General features: G+C 42.6%; 15 protein-coding genes and 1 pseudogene. 6 read left to right on the plus strand and 10 right to left on the minus strand.

All coding sequences use genetic code 11. The features are described from left to right. Positions 1–62: 62 nt before the first annotated feature. Positions 63–902, minus strand: a complete 840-nt coding sequence (sseA, locus tag ACY3ZI_RS06105) for a 3-mercaptopyruvate sulfurtransferase (protein ID WP_487377456.1) — start codon at positions 900–902, stop codon at positions 63–65. A 36-nt stretch (positions 903–938) separates the two neighbouring features. Beyond that, the gene (locus tag ACY3ZI_RS06110; protein ID WP_165906914.1) at positions 939–1,100 is read right to left on the minus strand and encodes a hypothetical protein; all 162 of its coding nucleotides are present in this window, start codon (positions 1,098–1,100) and stop codon (positions 939–941) included. A gap of 240 nt (positions 1,101–1,340) precedes the next feature. On the opposite strand from ACY3ZI_RS06110, the gene dinG reads away from it, so the two are divergent. Then, complete coding sequence (gene dinG / locus ACY3ZI_RS06115) at positions 1,341–3,452, plus strand: ATP-dependent DNA helicase DinG (RefSeq protein ID WP_487376478.1); 2,112 nt, start codon at positions 1,341–1,343, stop codon at positions 3,450–3,452. Between the two features lie 98 nt (positions 3,453–3,550). Here the strand turns inward: dinG and dps are convergent, their stop codons facing one another. Together dps and rhtA are read right to left on the minus strand one after the other, a co-directional pair. Further along, complete coding sequence (gene dps / locus ACY3ZI_RS06120) at positions 3,551–4,054, minus strand: DNA starvation/stationary phase protection protein Dps (protein ID WP_211884980.1); 504 nt, start codon at positions 4,052–4,054, stop codon at positions 3,551–3,553. A 292-nt stretch (positions 4,055–4,346) separates the two neighbouring features. Then, positions 4,347–5,234 (minus strand): threonine/homoserine exporter RhtA, encoded by an 888-nt coding sequence (gene rhtA, locus ACY3ZI_RS06125; protein ID WP_036949726.1) that lies wholly within the window; start codon positions 5,232–5,234, stop codon positions 4,347–4,349. A 301-nt stretch (positions 5,235–5,535) separates the two neighbouring features. Between rhtA and ACY3ZI_RS06130 the strand changes: the two genes are divergently transcribed. From ACY3ZI_RS06130 to ACY3ZI_RS06140, 3 genes are all read left to right on the plus strand, one after another. Continuing rightward, positions 5,536–6,111 carry an LOG family protein gene (locus ACY3ZI_RS06130; protein WP_487376481.1) on the plus strand — a complete coding sequence of 192 codons (576 nt, stop codon included), beginning with the start codon at positions 5,536–5,538 and terminating at the stop codon, positions 6,109–6,111. Between the two features lie 17 nt (positions 6,112–6,128). Beyond that, the gene (locus tag ACY3ZI_RS06135; RefSeq protein WP_487376483.1) at positions 6,129–6,587 is read left to right on the plus strand and encodes an N-acetyltransferase family protein; all 459 of its coding nucleotides are present in this window, start codon (positions 6,129–6,131) and stop codon (positions 6,585–6,587) included. Between the two features lie 277 nt (positions 6,588–6,864). Beyond that, on the plus strand, positions 6,865–8,439 hold the full coding sequence (locus ACY3ZI_RS06140) for an ABC-F family ATPase (RefSeq protein ID WP_487377458.1): 1,575 nt from the start codon (positions 6,865–6,867) through the stop codon (positions 8,437–8,439). A 90-nt stretch (positions 8,440–8,529) separates the two neighbouring features. Here the strand turns inward: ACY3ZI_RS06140 and ACY3ZI_RS06145 are convergent, their stop codons facing one another. The 3 genes from ACY3ZI_RS06145 to moeA form a co-directional block, all read right to left on the minus strand. After that, entirely contained in the window at positions 8,530–8,865 is a 336-nt protein-coding gene (locus tag ACY3ZI_RS06145; RefSeq protein ID WP_006662278.1) for a zinc ribbon domain-containing protein YjdM, read from the minus strand. A 202-nt stretch (positions 8,866–9,067) separates the two neighbouring features. Beyond that, positions 9,068–9,814 (minus strand): molybdopterin-synthase adenylyltransferase MoeB, encoded by a 747-nt coding sequence (gene moeB, locus ACY3ZI_RS06150; protein WP_487376485.1) that lies wholly within the window; start codon positions 9,812–9,814, stop codon positions 9,068–9,070. Positions 9,815–9,818: 4 nt separating this feature from the next. Continuing rightward, positions 9,819–11,060 carry a molybdopterin molybdotransferase MoeA gene (gene moeA, locus ACY3ZI_RS06155; protein ID WP_211884985.1) on the minus strand — a complete coding sequence of 414 codons (1,242 nt, stop codon included), beginning with the start codon at positions 11,058–11,060 and terminating at the stop codon, positions 9,819–9,821. A 426-nt stretch (positions 11,061–11,486) separates the two neighbouring features. Between moeA and folE the strand changes: the two genes are divergently transcribed. Together folE and yeiB are read left to right on the plus strand one after the other, a co-directional pair. Next, positions 11,487–12,146, plus strand: a complete 660-nt coding sequence (gene folE, locus ACY3ZI_RS06160) for a GTP cyclohydrolase I FolE (protein WP_036949713.1) — start codon at positions 11,487–11,489, stop codon at positions 12,144–12,146. 3 nt (positions 12,147–12,149) lie between these two features. Further along, positions 12,150–13,331, plus strand: a complete 1,182-nt coding sequence (gene yeiB / locus ACY3ZI_RS06165) for a DUF418 domain-containing protein YeiB (protein ID WP_487376487.1) — start codon at positions 12,150–12,152, stop codon at positions 13,329–13,331. Here yeiB and sanA read toward each other — a convergent pair. The 3 genes and pseudogenes from sanA to ACY3ZI_RS06180 form a co-directional block, all read right to left on the minus strand. Further along, positions 13,328–14,032, minus strand: coding sequence for an outer membrane permeability protein SanA (gene sanA / locus ACY3ZI_RS06170; protein ID WP_036949704.1), 705 nt, complete (start codon positions 14,030–14,032; stop codon positions 13,328–13,330). The genes yeiB and sanA overlap by 4 nt on opposite strands. A 147-nt stretch (positions 14,033–14,179) precedes the next feature. Continuing rightward, entirely contained in the window at positions 14,180–15,298 is a 1,119-nt protein-coding gene (locus ACY3ZI_RS06175; protein ID WP_487377460.1) for a YncE family protein, read from the minus strand. A 24-nt stretch (positions 15,299–15,322) separates the two neighbouring features. After that, a pseudogene (locus tag ACY3ZI_RS06180) lies at positions 15,323–16,213 on the minus strand (rhomboid family intramembrane serine protease); the annotation flags it as partial. Positions 16,214–16,372: the final 159 nt, after the last annotated feature.

Raw genomic sequence — 16,372 nt, forward strand, 5'->3', positions numbered from 1 at the left:
GATTTAAATAGAACAAATAAATTCCCTCATAATTAACGCGTATTTATGAGGGAAAAAAATGATTAAGGTTCGATTGGTAACCCGTTGTCTTGCCCCCATTGCGCCCATGAACCATCATAGAGGCGCACATATGGGTTGCCTAATAATACCAATGCCAGTAAAACTACGGCAGCAGTCATGCCAGAGCCACAGGTTGTGACTGTTGGCGCAAGAATATCAACATCTTGCTGCGCAAAAATAGCTTTTAACTGTTCAGGAGATTTATATTCCCCATTATCCACTAATAAATCCCAAGGCACATTTTTACTGCCTGGAATATGCCCCATCCTTAAACCCGGACGAGGTTCAGGAGCTTGAGCCAGAAAACGGGCAGCTGCACGCGCATCAATAATTTGAATTTTACCTTCAGTGGCAATCTCTAACATTTGCTGTTGATTCAGCGCATTAGCATCTTGTCTATCTGCAATAAAGGTTTGAGCTGTGGGTGGGGTGACTTTGCCGGATTGGGTCGCAAAACCCGCTGTTTTCCATGCGTTAATTCCGCCTGCTAAAATTTTAACTTGTTTACAGCCTAAAGTACGGAAAGTCCACCATGCACGCGGGGATGAAAATAAGTTATTTTGTGCGTAAATAATGACTTGGGTTTGATTATTAATCCCCATAGCCCCAACTGCTTGGCTAAATGTGGTGGCATCAGGGAGCATATGGGGTAAATCGCAGCTCTTATCGGCGACTTCATCTTGATTAAAAAATTGAGCTTGGGGAATGTGCTCATCAAGGTAGCTTTGGTAGCAATCATAAGGGGCGGTAGGTGGCGGTGTAGAGACATCAAGCACAATAATATTACTGTCTGAAAGGTGCGAATTTAACCACTCTGGTGTTACAAAATAATCGTTGTACATCATAACTCACCGTCCCGTTTGATTAATAATGGATGATTACTGGATCTGATTAGGTGCAGGTAATATCGATGGCGATTGAGCCTGATTTTGTTCTATAGGTGTGGTGGAGCGGGTATAAATATTCATCCCGGCAAGCACAATACCCCCAATAGAACTCAATGCGCATAATGCGCACAGTGCGATGACGACTTTTTTCATTTTTATTAGCCTGATTTGATACGAAGATGCCAAAGTATAACTGGATGGTGATAGCAAACAAGTTTTACGGGGTATTTTCTTGGCTCGATTTGGTGTTTTGCGAAAGGCTTTCCAGAATTTGTGTATAATGGAAATTAATACAGTAGTTTTGCGAAGGGTTTCGCAAAAGAGAAACAGGGGCTTTCCTGCCTCTTTTTTGATTGGCTATCATCTCCTTTTTACTTGGTCTTCTGCGTATCTATGTCTCTGTCAAATAAAATCAAAGAACAAATAACTCAATGGTATAAGGGGTTATCTAATCAAATTGAGGGGTTCGTCTCTCGGGCGCCTCAGCGGCAGATGATTGCTGAAGTGGCGAAAAATTTGTCGGATGTAGAAGGGCGTCATTTAGTTATTGAAGCACCCACAGGGGTGGGAAAGACCTTATCCTATTTGATACCAGGCATTGCGGTTGGGCGCGAAGAAGGTAAAACTTTGGTCGTGAGCACCGCTAACGTTGCCCTCCAAGATCAAATATTCAGTAAGGATTTGCCATTACTGAGCAAAATTATCCCTGACTTAAAATATACAGGCGCATTTGGGCGAGCGCGTTATGTGTGTCCCCGAAACTTAGAAGCTATTTGTGCCGCGGAAGGGGAACAAATTGATTTAATGCTGTTGGTGGAAGACAAAACTGAAATTACCAACAGCGAAGAGAGAGCGCAATGCCAGCAATTACGCAATGATTTTCATAGCTTTGCTTGGGATGGGCTACGCGACCACCATAAAAAGGCATTTAGCGATAGTTTATGGCGTAAAGTCAGCACCGATAAAATGAATTGTCTTGGACGTAATTGCCAATTTTATCAACGATGCCCTTTTTTTATTGCACGCCGTGAAATTGAAGATGCGGATGTGGTCGTGGCTAACCATGCTTTAGTGATGGCCGCGATGGAAAGTGAGTCGGTATTACCGGATCCCAAGAAATTACTGTTGGTTCTCGATGAGGGGCATCACGTTCCCGATGTGGCGAGAGACGCTTTAGAAGTGGAAGGGGAAATTACGCTAGTTCAGCTTACCGCACAGGTGGATAATTTTATTCATCATGTCGGGCAGTATGTTGCGCAGTTTCGCCCAGCAAAACCGCCTAAGTTGACTAATCCTGATAAGCTACAACAACATGCCGAAAAATTACGTGAGTGTTTCCGTGATTTTTCACTGTTAGCGAACGGGCTATTACCTGAAACATCCAAAGAGTCAGAATATTTGTTCCCGATGGGGATCTTGCCTGAGGTTATGCAGCAATGTTGCCAAGAGCTATTTAAGCTGACGGATGGATTACGTGGGCTATCAGAGGCGATTCTCAGTGATTTAACGGAACAAACAGCAAAGCAAGATATTGTGCGTTTGCATCGCTCCATCTTAGTGACAAGCCGAGCGATGGGCTATTTTGAAAATATGACCAAATTGTGGCGCTTAGCCTCGCTCGATCAAAGCTCAGGCGCACCTGTTTCGAAATGGCTTAGCCGCCGTTATGAGAAAAATCAATCCCGGATTTTTATGCATTGCGCAGGGATCCGCGTAAGTGAACAGCTGCAACATTTGTTATGGAAAAATGTGCCTCATATTGTAGTAACATCGGCAACACTTCGCTCTTTGAACAGCTATTCACGTTTTATGGAGTTAACGGGATTATCCGAAAAGAGTGATGACCGTTTCGTGACGCTCACCTCGCCGTTTAATCATGTTGAACAGGGTAAGTTGGTGATCCCAAAAATGCAGCATGAGCCAACTATGGCAAATGAAGCTGAACATTTAAAAGAGATGGCAACCTATTTTCGCCATCAATTTACCGAAAGTGACCATCGTGGAGTATTGATCTTATTTAGTAGCCAGCGAGCGATGGAAGGGTTTCTGGAGCATGTGAAAGATTTACGTTTACAGCTATTAGTGCAAGGGGATCAGCCACGTTACCGGTTAGTGGAGACGCACTGTGAACGTATTAAACAAGGGCAAAAAAGCGCACTAATCGGCTTACAATCATTTGCGGAAGGGTTAGATTTAAAAGGGGAATTTTTAACCCAGGTGCATATTCACAAGATTGCATTTCCACCTGTGACAAACCCAGTGATTATTACTGAAGGGGATTGGTTGAAGTCATTAAAGCGTTATCCATTCGAGGTACAAAGTTTACCTAGCGCTTCATTTAATTTGATCCAACAAGCGGGACGTTTGATTCGAAGTCATGAATGTTATGGCGAAATTATCATTTATGATAAGCGCTTATTAACCAAAAGCTATGGCAAACGTTTATTAAGTTCGTTACCCATTTTCCCTATTGAACAACCTGAAATGCCAACATCAGATAAGTAGTACGGCAAGTAAGTAGGGTGATAAAGAAGTAGGGCGATAAATAAATCGAGACCACCGAAGTGGTCTCATGGTCAATATATTGACTCTGCTTTACGACACTACTCAATATTGGCTTCTAATAACCACAGGAATTTATCCAGATCGCGAGATGCGGCGGTAAACATATCTGCGGTATTTTCATCTTCAACTTCATCGATAGCTTTACGAATATCATTTGCAACAACAGCATATCGTTCCGCTAACGCTTTTAAATGGTCTTGTACAGAATGAATATCCAAAGGATAAGCTTCTAACGATGTAAATTTATTAACTTGTTGTGACGTTCCTGTGGCGATGCCACCCAACTGAACCGCACGCTCAGCGAACTCATCCAAGTGCCCAACGATGCTATCTCTAAAGCCATCTAACATCTCATGCACAGCGATAAAGTTGCGACCGCGCATGTTCCAATGTGCTTGTTTTGTGATTAAAGAGAGATCGGTGAAATGGATAACCATCATGTTTAAGATACCGATGGTTTCTAATTTAACACTATCTTCAATATCATTACGGGTATATAAAAGGTCAGTTGAAGAGGTTTTAAATAATTTTGCAGTATTCATAGAATTTCCTCTCTTAAATATAATTAACTCAATTATCTTGTCTGCTTATAAATATAGAGTGTAAAGCTAAGAATGTCATAAAGTAATAATCTATTACTTCAATAGGCAGGACGATGATATTTTTTTGGAGCTTTATTTAGGTTTTACCAATCGAATCTATCGATGTGACATTTCAAATAAATGAAGATTACCTTACAAGATAATGAAATAAAAAATGAAAAAAGAAAATAATGTAAAAAGGCTAATAGAAATTCCTATTAGCCTTTAATAAAAGTGAATATAACGTAATTATTTACGATACTTTCTCAATCTTTGATTTGGGTACTGAAGTTGATGTTGAACCAATAGACGCGCATACAATACACAACAGCGCTAACCATTGTGTCATCGTTAAATGTTCTTGCAGGAAGACAATGCCCAAAAATGCTCCCATGCAAGGCTCTAGGCTCATTAGAGTACCAAAGGTTTTTGCGGGCAGCTTGGTTAACGCTATCATCTCCAATGTATAAGGAAACGCGGTAGACAAAATAGCGACCCCTAAAGCCAGAGGTAAAATAGCTGGGTCAAACATCGCTTCAACCCCGGTTTGCATTAACCCAATCGGGAAGAAAATCAGCGCAGAAATCAACGAACCCACAGCAACCGTTGCGGCACCATAACCTGCGCCAGCGCGTTGCCCAAAGATAATATAAATCGCCCAGCAGACACCGGCACCTAAAGCATAAGCGGCACCAACGAGATCGAGAGAGTCAATGTTATTGCCAATAGGCAGTAAGAATAGCAACCCGGCAATGACAAGCCCAATCCATAAAAAATCGATAGGGCGGCGAGAAGAGAACATCGCAACGGCTAATGGACCCGTAAACTCAAGTGCGACCGCAATCCCTAAAGGGATACGCTCAAGCGCTAAATAAAACAGGTAGTTCATGGTTCCGAGAGATAAGCCATAAGCAAGCAGTGGCCCCAGAGAGCTTTTTCTGAAATTTAAACGCCATGGTTTAAAGATCACGCACAAAATAATCGTGGCAAGCAACAAACGTAAACCGGTAACACCTGGTGCGCCGATAAGTGGGAACAATGTTTTAGCTAAAGAGGCACCGCTTTGGATTGACATCATTGCCAGTAATAGCAAGCCTATCGGTAATAGCGGAAAAGCACTCTTTTTAGTATCGGCAGACATGAATAAAAAACCTCAGAAAAACGTTGGGAACGTCGATAAAACCCACACTGTATATACAGATAAAATGGGTAAATCTAAATAATAATGGTGGTTTGTTGGGATATTTACCCTAAGCCAGCAAATTGGCGTGAATTATCTCACAGAATTCATGCAGATTATATTGCTTTGTTGAGAGCGAAAAATTCATCATATTATTTAATATTGGATAACGACTAAAAATAAAATATTGTGAGTTGAGCTTCTTTGAGGGTACCGTATAATTTTGCGCTTACAAGAATGATAATAGGAATGAAAATAGAACATGAAAAAAATTAAAAGCGTCGCGGTTTATTGTGGTTCAAGCATGGGTACGAATGAGATTTATCAAAAACAAGCCATTGAGTTTGCAAAAGAGCTGGTAAAACGTGATATCGCTTTAGTCTACGGTGGTGCGAGTGTTGGGCTGATGGGGACCGTTGCTGATACGGTATTATCTTTAGGTGGCAAGGCTATTGGAGTGATCCCATCCCTGCTTGAAGAGCGTGAAATCTCGCATAAAAATCTGACCGAACTGTACAGAGTTGACACCATGCATCAGCGCAAAAGTAAAATGATTGAACTTGCTGACGGTTTTGTCGCAATGCCTGGTGGATACGGCACTTTAGAAGAATACAGCGAAGTGTTCACATGGAGTCAAATTGGTTTACATACTAAGCCTTGCGGATTATTCAATATTAATAATTACTGGCAGCCTCTGATTGATATGACCAATAAAATGGCAGATGAGGGCTTTTTACATGAAAAATATCGTCATATGGCGATTGTGGAATCATCCCCAGCCAGTTTATTAGATCAATTTGAAACGTATATTGCACCACCAGTGAAAACTTACGACTAACTTATTCGGGTAGCTTTATGATCAGAAAAGCAAAAAAAGATGATTTATCAGCAATTCTTGCGCTCTACCAAATTTTATTTGCCGAGATGGCTAAGTTTGATCGTGAAAGGTTACAAGCCGCGGAACAATCGAGTGAGTTTGTTGAAAATGCCATTGAGGATAATAAGTTTCATCTTTTAGTGGTTGATCATGAAGGTGAAATCAAAGGTTTTTGTATTGCTCAAAAACAAACGGCAGATCCTTATAGTTGCATTGTGCCAAGGGATTTCGGTTATATTTTTGATTTGGTCATCTCTCCCGGTTTTCGAGGTGAAAAAGCAGGTAAACAGCTCTTAGATGGAATGAAAGAGTGGGCTAAGTTGCAGAAATTTAGCCACTTAGAACTTTCAGTATTAGCGCAAAACCACCAAGCCATTAAGTTTTATGAGCGTGAAGGGTTAGTCGAGGTATCCCGTACCATGGGGATCGCGTTGTAAATTTTAAGCTCTCCGTTATTGGGGAGCTTTTTATGGTATTGGCTCCAAGGCATTATTAATGATGGGGCAATTGGCATTATGAACAAATCATATCTTTTTCAGAAAAAGCGGCTCAAAAATCAGCACAAGATCTAAACGCGGGATTATGGCATAATGCGCGGCTATTTATTCTTATCAGACTTCAAGTCGGCGAGATAAGGGCAATTACGCCAATCTCGGGGCGACTCTACAAAGATCAATTTAAGGCATCGCAGTGTTAACAACCAACAATATCACTATGCAGTTTGGCAGTAAGCCGCTGTTTGAAAACATCTCAGTTAAATTCGGTACCGGTAACCGCTACGGTCTGATCGGTGCGAATGGTGCGGGTAAATCCACATTTATGAAAATTCTGGGTGGTGACTTAACGCCAACCGCAGGGAATGTGAGCACCACGGATCCTAACGAGCGTTTAGGTAAATTACGCCAAGACCAGTTTGCATTCGAAGAGTTTACTGTTCTCGATACCGTTATCATGGGACATGCTGAGCTTTGGGATGTAAAGCAAGAGCGTGACAGAATTTATGCGATGCCAGAAATGAGTGAAGAAGATGGCTATCGCGTTGCAGATCTTGAAGTGGCTTACGGTGAAATGGATGGCTATAGCGCGGAAGCGCGTGCGGGTGAGCTGCTATTAGGCGTCGGTATTCCGGTTGAGCAACATTATGGTCCAATGAGCGAAGTGGCGCCGGGTTGGAAACTGCGTGTGCTATTGGCTCAGGCATTATTTGCAGATCCAGATATTCTGTTACTTGATGAACCGACGAACAACTTGGATATCGATACCATCCGTTGGTTAGAGCAAGTACTGAATGACCGTAACTGCACTATGGTTATCATTTCCCATGATAGACACTTCTTAAATACCGTTTGTACGCACATGGCGGACTTAGATTACGGTGAGCTGCGTTTATTCCCGGGTAACTATGATGAGTATATGATTGCGGCAACCCAAGCGAGAGAGCGTCTACTATCCGATAACGCCAAGAAAAAAGCGCAAATTGCTGAATTGCAATCTTTCGTCAGCCGCTTCAGTGCTAACGCATCAAAATCTAAACAAGCGACTTCTCGTGCTCGTCAAATTGATAAAATTCAATTGGATGAAGTTAAAGCGTCTAGCCGTCAAAACCCATTCATTCGTTTTGAACAAGAGAAAAAACTGTTCCGTAACGCTCTAGAATTAGAAGCGGTTACTAACGGTTATGACCAAGGTCCTCTGTTTAAAAATGTGAACCTGTTAATGGAAGTGGGTGAGAAAATGGCGGTTATCGGTGCTAACGGTATCGGTAAAACTACATTCTTAAAAACCTTAGTCGGTGAGCAATCAGCGACAAGCGGGATCGTAAAATGGTCTGAAAACCATAACATTGGTTATTATGCGCAAGACCACGCAGACGACTTTGATACTGACCTGAACGTGTTTGACTGGATGAGCCAGTGGAAAAGCGAAGGGGATGACGAGCAAGCGGTTCGTAGTATTTTAGGTCGCTTACTATTCTCTCAAGACGATATTAAGAAAAAAGTGTCGGTCTTATCAGGTGGTGAGCAGGGTCGTATGTTATTTGGTAAGCTGATGATGCAACAGCCAAATATTTTGATTATGGATGAACCGACCAACCACTTAGATATGGAATCCATTGAATCGTTGAACTTAGCATTGGAAATGTATCAAGGTACGCTGATTTTCGTTTCCCATGACCGTGAGTTTGTGAGTTCACTGGCAACCCGTATTCTTGAGATTAAAGAAGATAAGGTTATTGATTTTAAAGGCACTTATGATGAGTACCTGAAAAGCCAAGGCGTTGTTATCTAATCTTGTTTGAATCAAAAAATAGCCCCGCAGGTGTGATACCCGCGAGGCTATTTTTATTTAGCTGCTCAAAATGGCAGAACAGCCTCAAAATTAGTTTTTCTTCACAAACTCAGATTTCAGTTTCATTTGACCGAAACCATCGATTTTACAATCGATATTGTGGTCGCCTTCCACTAAACGGATACCTTTAACGCGGGTACCGATTTTCAGCATTGAAGAACTACCTTTTACTTTAAGATCTTTGATTACGGTAACAGTATCGCCATCAGCTAATAAGTTGCCGTTAGCATCTTTTACGATGAGTTCATCAATGTCAGCAACTGGCTCAGCATCATTCCATTCGTGCGCGCACTCAGGGCAGATGTACATATCGTTGTCAGTATAGGTGTATTCAGACTGACATTTTGGGCAAGGAGGTAATGACATATTTATATTCTCAGTAATGACTGACACAGTCATAGTTCAAATCAGTAGGGATAACGAGGTTCCCCGAAAGGGGGATAGTATAAGACCAAAGACAAGATAAATGAATTTTTAGGAATATTCCTAATTTTGTATCTTAAAATATGGTGAGGTAGCAAAATGGTGAGACAGAAAAATGGCGAGACTTAGCTCGCCATGGATAATCTTAAGAGCAGATCTCACAATGAGGGTCTTTATTGAGTTTAAATTGGCGAAAATCCAGCGTCATCGCATCAAATAACAGCACTTTCCCAACATTGACTTTGCCGTACTGGGCTAGCAATTTGATGGTTTCCATCGCTTCTAATGTGCCAATTGTCCCCACCAGCGGCGCCATGACGCCAGCTTCTACACATGTCAGGCTATTTTCTCCAAACAGTCGACTTAGGCAGTGATAGCAGGGCATTCCTTCTTCGTAGGTAAATACGGAAAGTTGCCCTTCCATACGAATTGCTGCACCCGAAACAAAAGGAATTTTGTGCTTAAAGCAGAGGCGATTAAGCTGCTCACGAATGGCAACATTATCCGTGCAATCTAAGATCACATGATGCTGTAGAACTAATTGCTCCAGCTCAGGCTCCTCCAATTGCGCGTTAACCGTATCAATCTGGATATGGGGATTGATGGCAGCTAGCTGTACTTTGGCTGAATCCACTTTAGGCTCACCGATGGTGGCGTCGCGGTGCAGGGTTTGGCGCTGCAAATTTGATAGGGAAACCGTATCAAAATCTACGAGGGTTAAATGACCGACGCCCGCGGCGGCAAGGTATTGCGTTGCAGCGCAACCAAGTCCACCAAGCCCAACAACCAAGACTTTACCTGCCTTCAGCTTTTCCTGCCCGTCAAAATCGAAGCCGCGCAAGATAATTTGGCGGTTATAACGCAGCATTTCCTGATCAGTCAGCTCTTGCACAGTCTTACTCACTTTTTAATAAGTAATTGAACATTTCCACATCAACCATTTCACCTGCCGTCACTTTTCCGCGCTCGCGCTCTAATACGATAAAGCAGTTTGCTTGGCTAAAAGAACTGAAAACGTGTGAGCCTTGGTGTCCTGTGGTCGCCACTTGTAGCTGACCTTGTTCATTGACGCTTAAAATGCCTCGTTGGAAATCAAGGCGTCCCGGTGATTTTTTCAGTGGTGTAGTGACAGGCACTTTGAAGCGGACAGGGGCTTTCCATTGGCTATGGCCGCTGAGGTGAGCAATTAATGGCTGAACTAATTGATAGAAAGTCAGCGCGGCAGAGACAGGATTGCCCGGTAAGCCACAGAACCACGCGGAACTTAACTTGCCAAATGCGAAAGGTTTACCTGGCTTAATAGCTAATTTCCAAAATCCAATCTCACCCAGTTCATCCAAAATTTGTTTGGTGTAATCCGCTTCTCCGACAGAGACGCCGCCGCTGCTGATGACTAAATCAGCACATTGGTTAGCTTCAATAAAGGTTTGTTTGAGCTTTTCTGGTGAATCGGGGATCACGCCGAAATCCAGTACTTCGCAATTGAGTTTTTCTAACATTAAGCGAACGGCAAAACGGTTTGTGTCATAAATTTGCCCCTCAGCCAGAGGTTCGCCTACTGCTTGAAGCTCATCACCGGTTGAGAACACGGCAACTTTCAAACGGCGCTGGACTGTCACATTCGCAATTCCAAGAGACGCTATCAATGGTAGCTGTGCGGTGGAGAGTAAGGTTCCGGCAGGGAATACCGCGCTACCTTGGGCAATATCTTCACCAGCTTTGCGGATATTGTTACCTTGCTTGAAGCTTTCCGTAAAAATAATCCCTTGGTCAGTTTGTTCTGTTGCTTCTTGCATGACAACGGTATCAACGCCTTCAGGAATAGGCGCTCCCGTCATGATCCTTACACAGCTACCTGCGGGTAATTTTCCTTCCATTGGGTTGCCAGCAAAGGATTTTCCAGCGACGGGCATCGGGGTTTTTCCATCCCAATCAGCAAAGCGAAAACCATAACCATCCATCGCGGAGTTATCAAACGGCGGGACATTAATGGGAGAAATTAGGTCTTCGGCAATAATACGTTGGGCAGACTCAGTTAGTGGAATGATTTCAGTGCTTGTGACAGTTGCGGTGTTTGAAAGTAATTTTTCTAATGCAAGCTCTAGTGAAATCAAACCGTTAGTATGACACTGGTCCATAAATCGTTACCCCTTAATCTTGTTATTGGCCTTCGAGGCTTAAAATAAATTGTTGGCGGTATTATGTCAGATATAGCGCATTGGGTGAATGAATAGAAATTGATTACTGATAGCTTTTGGGTGGATAGTTTGTCTCATTTGGGTCACATATTGCGTTGTTTTAATGAACCCGTTATCGAAGAACACGATTTTTGCTAAAACAGAGCTACCAAAAAGGCTAAAATAAAGGGTGTTATTAATCGCATTTAAATAATGAAATAGTTATTTAAATGGCAAGGAGTATTCTGGATCGAGTCGCGCGATAACCTGCAAATATTTCATGCTGTTGATAGATGTATTACTGGATTATCTGCACTTGCTGCTTTAGAGTACCGCGCACACCTGCATTTTTATAAAAATAGCGTTATACCATCTGTGGAGGATCCTATGTCATCTCTGAGTAAAGAGGCCGAATTAGTTCATGCTGCTTTGGAAGCAAGAGGGCTTGAAACCCCGTTACGTATTCAACCAAAATCCGGTGAGGATCGTAAGCAACTGATTGAAGGGCATATGACCGAAATTATGAAGTTGCTGAACTTAGATTTAACCGATGATAGCTTGGCGGATACCCCGCGCCGTATCGCAAAAATGTATGTGGATGAGATTTTTTCAGGTCTTGACTACGCTAACTTCCCAAAAATCACATTAATTGAAAATAAAATGAATGTGGATGAAATGGTTACTGTGCGTGATATTACTCTGACCAGTACTTGTGAGCACCACTTTGTGACGATCGACGGTAAAGCGATTGTGGCATACATCCCTAAAGACAAAGTGATTGGTTTATCGAAAATCAACCGTATTGTGCAGTTTTTCTCACAGCGTCCACAAGTTCAAGAACGTTTAACTCAGCAAATTTTAGTGGCTCTGCAAACGTTGCTAGGCACCATGAATGTCGCGGTTTCTATTGATGCAGTTCATTACTGTGTGAAAGCCCGTGGTATACGTGATGCGACCAGTGCAACAACCACCACATCATTGGGTGGGCTGTTCAAGTCTAGCCAAAATACACGTCAAGAATTCTTACGTGCGGTTCGCCATCTCTAATTTATGACCTCAACCGTTTCAGTTGCCCCTAAAAGCCGTATTGGGCAACTTGATACAGTACGTGGCATTGCTATCCTCGGTATTTTATTACTGAATATCTTTGGATTTGCTTTACCACAAGCGGCCTATCTTAATCCCTATTTCACCCCCGAAGTATCATCCTCTGATGCGGCGGTTTGGGTGTTTTTTAATCTTTTATTTCAAGGGAAGTTTCTGGGAATTTTTTCCTTACTTTTTGGTGCCACATTAGGCTTGCTAAGCTATCGCGCAATATTATGGCAACGTAGCCGACTGATTGTTTTAGCGATTATTGGCTTGATTCATGGAATTGGTTTTTGGGATGGGGATATTCTTCTCGCCTATTCCTTGATGGGACTGGTTGCGATAATGGTGTTGCCACACTATGCGGCTTCCACATTGTTCAAAATTGCCATTTCTATCTATTTGATTGGTTTGGTTATTTTATTTGCCATCGGCAGCAATGTGGTGGATACCAGTTTTTGGCAGATCACCGCAGACCAAGCGTTTCTTGATGCTTGGCAACACCGCATTGGCGGAATTACGGGGATCGCATATCGCACAGGTGAAGTGGCGATGATGGTTGAGTTATTGGTTATTCAGTATGGCTGGCAACTGGTTGCGATGATGATCTTAGGAGCGCTGTTACTGAAAAATGGTTGGCTAAAAGGGCAATTTACCGAGCAGCATTATCGTCGAATGGCCATTGTATTAATCCTCCCAACCGTAGCTATTCAGTCAGTGGCTCTGTATGTTCAAAGCCTTTTGGGTTGGCGCTATTTTGATACCTCGATTGTTGGTTATATCATTAATGAGCTAGCGGTGCCGTTTCAGTCTTTGGGCTATATTGCGCTAGTTTATGGTTTTTGGGGGATATTTAGCCGAAGTGTGCTCGCGAAAGCCTTGCAAAATGTGGGGCGGATGGCGTTGAGTAATTACTTACTTCAAACACTGATTTGTACCACTGTTTTTTATCATTTGGGTTACTTTTATCAGTTTACCCGAGTGGAGTTGTTAGCGTTCATTCCACCCATTTGGTGTGCTAACTTGCTGTTTTCTTATTGCTGGTTGCGCTTCTTTGAGCAAGGGCCAGTGGAGTGGTGTTGGCGACAACTGACAGATAAACTTTTTTATCTTTTAAATCGACATTCACCATCTGAACATTAATTGAGTTTATTCAGTTCATCAGGGGTAACTGCTGGATAGCCTTTTGTGCCATCAGGCATTTTTATTGGAGCGGGAATGGATTCTTGTTCCCCTAAAAATTTAGGTTCACGCTGGAGAATATAGAGATCGGCAAGCGCACCCAAGCGGGCAAACACTTCACGTATCCGCACTTTAAACATACCTTCCGGCGTCGGTACCGCTAAACATTGGGCATCAATCCCTTTGTGTTTAGCAATGAATAGCGCTCTTTCACAATGAAAACGTTGGGTGATAATGGTGAAGTTATCGGTATCGAATACTTTTTTCGTGCGAACTACCGAGTCTAAGGTTCTAAAACCTGCAAAGTCGAGCACGATTTTTGAGGCGGGAACGCCCGCTTTGATGAGGTCTTTACGCATGGCGATAGGCTCATTGTAATTGTGTGCGCCGTTGTCACCGCTTAGGAGTAAATACTTTACTTTGCCGCTATGATAGGCATCCGCAGCGCCTTTAATTCGATATGTGTAATAGAGGTTAGTGGCACCGGAGGCATAATATTTAGATGTGCCGAGAACCATCCCAACATCTCGGGCAGGCAGTTGCTCTACATCTTCATAGATATAGGGTGCAGTTTCCCAACTGATCCAGCGGTCGAGTAAAATAACAGTGGCGAAAGCTATCCCTGCCAGTATTAATAGACCATAAAGCAGACGTTTCCTCATGTCCTCGCCTTGAATAATTAATGCCTATAATAATTAGTGGTAACAATTAATAGGCTACTTGACTTAATTTCGTGACGCAAGTCGCGTAACGTAAAATCGTGTCAATATGGCATCGAATTGAAAAACAATAAGATGCCATATGTTGGTTTATTGGTTCGGTGTTCCACCAAAACAGAGTAATGGGCTGATAGTGTTTCTATCGACGGATTTTTGTTTATCAACCACATAAAATGATTTTGGATAAGTCACCACCCAAGCGTTATTTGTTTCCGCGACCCCTTGTATATATTCACCGTTTGTTGGGACTGGCAGAACATTTTGGATATTCAATGTATTGAGGCTGGTGGTGACCAGTGGAACCTGGGCTTCACTAGGGTATTGTGGCAAATAGTAAGCTTGGGTTAACGCCGTATTGATGCCATATCGACCGTACTGTATATCGCTATTATTTCCACACCAATGATATTCCGTGATAGGTGAGGTTGGTGCTGTGACATGAGCGAAAACAAACCGAGTATCTGTCACCATCCAGATGGATTGGCTATCTGGTGTGAAATAAAACTCTCTAACAGAATCATAATAATTCTCTACCGTAAACCAAGGTTTTTCACTAAACGTAAGTGTTTGAGTATCTAACAGATAGGCAGCTTGGGTGACATTGTCATACAGCGCTAGATGTTTTTCATCGGGGGAAAGCGCGGCTGGCATCTGAACACCAAAAGCACCTTGATACTCTTGGCTATCAGGGAAGGTAAGCTTTTTCTCGACAGTATTATTTGAAAGGTTAATCACCGCGATACTGTTTTCTACGCCGCTTGTGACAAATGCACGCGGGCTATTTTTCATCACATAAATTTGGCGAGGGAAAAAGCTGGTTTCAATATTGGCCTCTACTTTTTGCGTGTCGATATCAATCACACTCACGCTGTTTGGTTGAAGCGAAGCAACATACAGTTTCTTTCCATCGGTGCTGAGCGCCGCGCCATAAGCACCCATCCCACGGCAGCGATTAGAGCTACAGCCTGTTTCATTTTTAGGTAATGGAAGCTGAATAGTAAACAGCAATTTCCAATCATCATTGGCTGAAGAGTAAGCGCTAACTAGGTTGGCTTCTTCGTCCGTGATAAAGATTCTTTGGTGGGCATCATCACTGAGAATAAAGCTCGGTTCAATTAATTCAGGGGCTTGAACAAGAATACCAGTAACTTGCTCTTCAGATTGCGCGGCGGGGAGTGATGCAAGCTCCTTTTCAGCAGCTTGTTCCATCACTCGTTTAGCTTGCTCAGCTTTGGCTGAATTCAGTTCTTTATCCAGCTCTTGGTAGATAAATTCACGCTCAGTAACAAGATCTTCATCGGTGGAAAATGATTGCTGGTGGATAACGAACGCTAAAATCCCCCCCATGATTAACACGACGAGTAAATCTAACACGTATTTTTTGGCAGGAATGAGAACGAAAGCAAAGCCGATTACGGCACCTGCAAGCGCGCCACCAATATGAGCAGCATTATCCACCCCCGATTGCATCCCGTTAATTAAGGTTAATGCAATCATGGCAATAATATTATAGAGAGGGCGCTTAAGGGTATCGCGAGCGTCTTTAGTGAGGTCAGGGTTATTGAGCTGTTTTAAAAGTTCAATTACTGAGGCGGCGGCTAGGCCCATAATCGCCCCAGACGCGCCCAAGCTGACAGTAATATAGACGGTATTATCATTCTGTAGCAGGCTGCTCCATGACATCATGTCAAAGCGGCGCATTGCATTGTTTAAGGCTTCTTGATATTGCCAAGCTGCGCTAACAAATGACCCTACAATCCCTGCAAATAGGTAGATGGCAAGGTAACGAAATTTACCAAAAGCGCGTTCACATTCAATACCAATAACCAGTAAGGCAAGGGTATTTAATCCTAAATGTAGCCATCCAGAATGTAGAACTATGCTAATAGGATAACGCCACCAATCACCTGTGAGAGAGAGTTGATAGACGCTGGCTCCGAAGAGCAACAAATTGTATTCCTGAGATTCAAGAGGGGCAGCAAAGTTAAGCTGATAAAAATAGATACCAATATTAAGAATCGCAATAAGCAGTGTGAGTGCTATCGCCCATAGGGAAAACTTGCGAATATTTTTTTTGGGCGTAGATTCAGGCGGAGTTGATTCAGGTATGGTTGGCTCTGACATGAGCGAGTCCTATGTAAACCGGTTATGTTTGCATCTTAAATAACTCTGGCGGCTATCTCAATCGCAAGTTATAGAAACGGGATACTTTCAGACAATGTTGAAATATAGAAAACAGAGAAAATAAAAAAAGAGCACCGAAGTGCTCTTTAATTTATTAAT

It is taken from the genome of Providencia sp. LY12, assembly GCF_057621555.1.